The 4409-nt window shown below is 41.3% G+C and carries 6 protein-coding genes; 5 read left to right on the top strand and 1 reads right to left on the bottom strand.

The window, feature by feature from the left end:
* Window positions 1-221: 221 nt before the first annotated feature.
* Window positions 222-755, bottom strand: coding sequence for a hypothetical protein (locus tag L693_RS0100410; RefSeq protein WP_197029819.1), 534 nt, complete (start codon window positions 753-755; stop codon window positions 222-224).
* Between the two features lie 350 nt (window positions 756-1105).
* Between L693_RS0100410 and L693_RS30920 the strand changes: the two genes are divergently transcribed.
* The 5 genes from L693_RS30920 to leuC form a co-directional block, all read left to right on the top strand.
* Entirely contained in the window at window positions 1106-1393 is a 288-nt protein-coding gene (locus L693_RS30920; protein ID WP_025715580.1) for a type I restriction-modification system subunit M N-terminal domain-containing protein, read from the top strand.
* An 89-nt stretch (window positions 1394-1482) separates the two neighbouring features.
* Window positions 1483-2022 carry a restriction endonuclease subunit S gene (locus tag L693_RS30915; protein WP_025715579.1) on the top strand — a complete coding sequence of 180 codons (540 nt, stop codon included), beginning with the start codon at window positions 1483-1485 and terminating at the stop codon, window positions 2020-2022.
* Window positions 2023-2024: 2 nt separating this feature from the next.
* The gene (locus tag L693_RS0100395) at window positions 2025-2288 is read left to right on the top strand and encodes a hypothetical protein (RefSeq protein ID WP_025715578.1); all 264 of its coding nucleotides are present in this window, start codon (window positions 2025-2027) and stop codon (window positions 2286-2288) included.
* A 19-nt stretch (window positions 2289-2307) separates the two neighbouring features.
* Window positions 2308-2715, top strand: coding sequence for a YmaF family protein (locus L693_RS0100390; RefSeq protein ID WP_025715577.1), 408 nt, complete (start codon window positions 2308-2310; stop codon window positions 2713-2715).
* A 371-nt stretch (window positions 2716-3086) separates the two neighbouring features.
* Window positions 3087-4409, top strand: a 1323-nt coding sequence (gene leuC / locus L693_RS0100385) for a 3-isopropylmalate dehydratase large subunit (RefSeq protein WP_025715576.1), incomplete at its 3' end; no start/stop codon positions are given.

The raw sequence follows: 4409 nt of genomic DNA, 5'->3' as shown, positions 1-4409 counted from the left end.
TCTTAAAGAAACGCATCGATTTGAAACTCCTAATTGAGAAGGGCCAACTATAAGACCTTCTCCACCATAATATCCGAATACCCAATTTTTTTACCTAAGATTCAGAGAGCATATATTCAAAAAAATTTGATTAAGGTTAATAGTTAAAAAGACAATTGTACAAAAAGCTATAGATAGAAATAAAGATGGTATCCCTGAGAATAGGAATACCATCTTTATTTTTACTTATGCTTATCTAAGAATTCTTGAAGCTTCTCTACATTGATATCGTTATTAACCTTCCACGTATCATTTTCTTTTAAGAAGGTGAGTTGGCCTTCTAAAGGAATTTTTTCGTTTTTATCCTTCAAAACAAGATTTCCCGAATAGGTTATTTCCATGGATTCTTTTGTTGCATTTTTCTCTTGGATTTTGAGGTCTTCAAGTGTTAAATCTGTTTTTTCAAGAGAAGCTAATTCTAGAGGAAGAGCAATTCTCCGATTGTCAGCTTGTTTTTTTAAAAAACTTGTTGTCATTAGTGATTCTAATTTACTTTTTCTTTGCTCCACCCAGTCGGGTGTAATCGATTTTTTGTAGTCACTTACTTCAAATTCAGTAAGTTTAAATTGCGTAGCAACTTCTGTAACATTCTGCATGTCTGAATCATTTTTATTTTCTTGAGTAATTGTGGTATTGTTAGTCTTCTGTTCTGAGTTGTTTGAAGTAGTAGCTTGATCTTGATTTTGATTTGAACAACCTATTGCTGTTGTTAACAATACGTGGATGTTAGAAGGTAAATGGATTTTCTCATTTTTAATTCCCCCTATATAGTTTTGATTGTAATGTTAATTTTACCATAAAAAGGACTAGATTCATATAATCTGGGGGTACAGTTCAGTAATGGAATTATTTAATGAACACTAATATTACAAAGAAGATTGGGAACAGATGACCATAATTTATACAACTCCGGGCGTTGAGGATTTAACTGCGGGGGTAGAATCAATTAGTTGTACATAGCTACTAAATATACAAATTCACGAATTGGTTTTCTGATAAGTTAGTATAAATATACCATGAACTAGGAAAAAAACCTTATAATATTCTTATAAAGGAGACTGCATTGTTGGCTAAATTAACTCAACAAGAACTTGAATCTCACCTCTGGAAATCAGCAGACATCCTGCGGGGATCTATTGATTCTAGTGACTATGAAAGTTATATATTCGGGCTTCCTTTTATTAAGCGACTCAGTGATGTCTTCCATGAAAGACGTTCTGAACTGATCTCGGAGCATGGGGAGGAGATTGGTGGAATTTTAGCAGAAGATTCGGATCAGTATCAGTTTTTTGTTCCACTTGGAGCCCGTTGGGAAGAAATTCGGAAAAATGCTCAGGATAGGTACCGTTATTAATGTAGCATTTGAGTCCCTGGAAAATGAGAATCAGACATTAGAAGGCGTGCTAACTCCAATTGATTTTAACCGTAAAGTAGTACTCACGGATGAAGTACTTGCAGCGACTACTCCAACATTTTTCAACTATTGAGTTAACGAATAATAATCTCTCCGAGCAACAACTCTTAACCAGAGGAATCGGACATACAGAATTTAAACAGACGGAATTGGGAGGAATTCCGTTTTTATGGTCTATTAAAAAAATTGGGGAGATAACTGAAGTTAAAACTGGAGGAACCCCAAGCAGAACAAATAATTCATATTGGGAAAACGGCACTATTCCTTGGATGTCATCAGGTGAAATTAATCTCAGGGAAGTCTATAATGTCAAAGAGAAAATTACCGAACAGGGGTATCGAAAATCTAATACCACATTGTTGCCTATTGGAACAGTAATTTCAAATCAAGAGTTAGTAGCTGAATATAGCTTTATTTTGGCTAAAGAATCTTCATGGATACCAGGCCCGAACGGGAGAGGAATCAAAGAATTTGAAAAAACGATGCAGCGAAGCCAGCTACTGCGTACCTTGGTCGGATGTTCCCCGGCTTTATTAAGGGACGCTCTTTACCGATCAGGGAGGTTATGAATATGAAGACATGCGGTTATTGTGGTTCGGCTGTAGAGCGAAAAGGCAATATGTATTATTGCGCTTTTTGTGACATGGAATTGTATAAAGAAGATGTGCAGGAAGATGGACAGCGTAAGCTGGTACCGATTACTGCAGGCGCTACGCTGGCCGGAGCCGAGCGCAGCACGCCCGAATTGATGGAGCTGGATAGCTACTACCTAACGGAGCTGCTTACGCTGGTTCGGAACATCTACATCACCTCTTTCATAGCATATAGCATTTGATAAAGAGAGGTGGCTGCTGATGGAGATACCTATAACAGGTTTCGTTGTTCATTCCGACGATTCCAATTCCAATCATTCGCATAAGCTTTTTATTACTTCGTGGGACGGAAGACCAGTTAATGTTCATGTTCACCCTTTTAAAGGTAATACTTCGTTTGATGTTGGGCACTATCACCATTACGCTGGAGTAACACAACCAGCTCCAAGTGGTGTTCCGCATGTTCATCATTATTATGCAGAGACATCACTTAACGATCAACATACGCACATTATTAGAGGAACGACAGGACCCGCAATTCAAATGGCAGGTGGCGGGCATTACCACCAATTTGAAGGGTATACAACGGTAAACGGCAGAATCCCTCACGCTCATAGGTACGGTGGAAATACTGGAGATGAGGAAGGATACCGTTACCAGTCCAATTAAAAAAACTCATCCCCATACCTATAGGGCTTTGACTGCTAGAATGCCTAATGTAGTAAATGAATGATATGGGGGTTATCACCTTAATATTACAAAAGGATGAGCTGCTATAGCTTTGTCCTTTTTTTGTACTTCTATCGGTACGCTACAGCAACTCAGCAGCCTGAAGCAGGCGTAATGCCTACGATGAGATATCAATAACAACCTCATCTTCCTCATCTATAACTTTCTAAGCGTGCTTATAGGTGAAGACTATCACTTCTATAGATATCATATCTTAGACCAATCAAATATGTCATGGTATATTGTTGACATCCAAGAGAGAGCTATATAGCTTTTCTCCACTAGTTCGAAAAACACAGGGGTGAATGTTGATGAGTAAAAAGACCATGTTCGAGAAAATTTGGGATAACCATGTCATCTATCAGGAAGCGGGAAAGCCGAGTATTTTGTACATTGATCTTCACTTGGTCCATGAGGTAACCTCGCCGCAGGCGTTTGAGGGGCTTCGTCTTAGCGGACGCAAGGTGCGTCGTCCAGAGCTTACATTTGCAACAATGGATCATAATGTACCGACATTTGATCGCTACAATATTACGGATCCGATTTCCAAACAGCAGATTGATACCTTAACTCAAAATTGCCGCGATTTCGGTGTTACACTGTATGATCTGGATACCATTGATCAGGGTGTCGTTCACGTTATGGGACCTGAACTTGGTCTGACTCATCCGGGGAAAACGATTGTTTGTGGTGACAGCCATACCTCCACACACGGTGCGTTCGGGGCGCTTGCTTTTGGTATCGGAACAAGCGAGGTAGAGCACGTGCTGGCAACACAATGTCTCCAGCAGGCGAAGGCAAAAACGATGGAAGTTCGTTTTGTAGGCCGCCGGAAACCAGGTGTAACAGCAAAAGATATGATTTTGGGCGTCATTGCTAAATATGGCACAGATTTCGCTACAGGCTATGTTATTGAGTACACTGGCGAATCCATTCGCGAATTGAGCATGGAAGAGCGCATGACGGTGTGCAACATGTCCATAGAAGGCGGAGCTAGAGCCGGTATGATCGCGCCAGATGAAACCACCTTCAATTACTTGCGTGGACGTGAGCATGTAGCGCAAGGACCTGCTTTCGAGCAGGCGGTTGCTGAGTGGAAGGAACTTGTTACAGATGAAGGCGCTGAGTTTGATGTTGTGCTGGAATTTGACGTGGATTCCTTAATTCCGCAAGTAACTTGGGGCACCAGCCCAGGTATGGGTACAGATATTTCTTCAAACGTACCAATTCCGGCAGAATTGCCGACAGAAAACGAACGTAAAGCGGCTGAAAAAGCCCTTGAATATATGGATTTGAAGCCAGGCACACCGATCACGGATATTGAGATTGACTATGTGTTTATCGGCTCCTGTACTAATGGGCGGATTGAAGATTTGCGCGCTGCAGCTGAGGTTGCCAAAGGCTACCAGGTTTCGAACAGAGTAACGGCAATCGTCGTACCAGGTTCAGGTCGTGTGAAAATTCAGGCTGAACAAGAGGGACTGGACGTTATTTTCAAGGAAGCAGGTTTCGAGTGGCGTGAAGCGGGATGCAGCATGTGCCTTGCGATGAATCCGGACGTGCTCCAACCGGGACAGCGTTGTGCGTCTACCTCTAACCGTAACTTTGAAGGTCGTCAGGGACGCGGAGGACGG

The sequence above is a fragment of the Paenibacillus sp. 1-18 genome, from assembly GCF_000520755.1.
Classification (GTDB): Bacteria; Bacillota; Bacilli; order Paenibacillales; family Paenibacillaceae; genus Paenibacillus; species Paenibacillus brasilensis.
This window is presented reverse-complemented; position numbering and strand designations above follow the sequence as displayed.

What these genes read in the sequence shown, in the direction of transcription:
- L693_RS0100390 (WP_025715577.1), top strand. Translation starts at nt 2,308, where the DNA reads ATGGAGATACCTATAACAGGTTTCGTTGTTCATTCCGACGATTCCAAT.
- L693_RS30915 (WP_025715579.1), top strand. Translation starts at nt 1,483, where the DNA reads ATGAAGTACTTGCAGCGACTACTCCAACATTTTTCAACTATTGAGTTA.
- L693_RS0100395 (WP_025715578.1), top strand. Translation starts at nt 2,025, where the DNA reads ATGAAGACATGCGGTTATTGTGGTTCGGCTGTAGAGCGAAAAGGCAAT.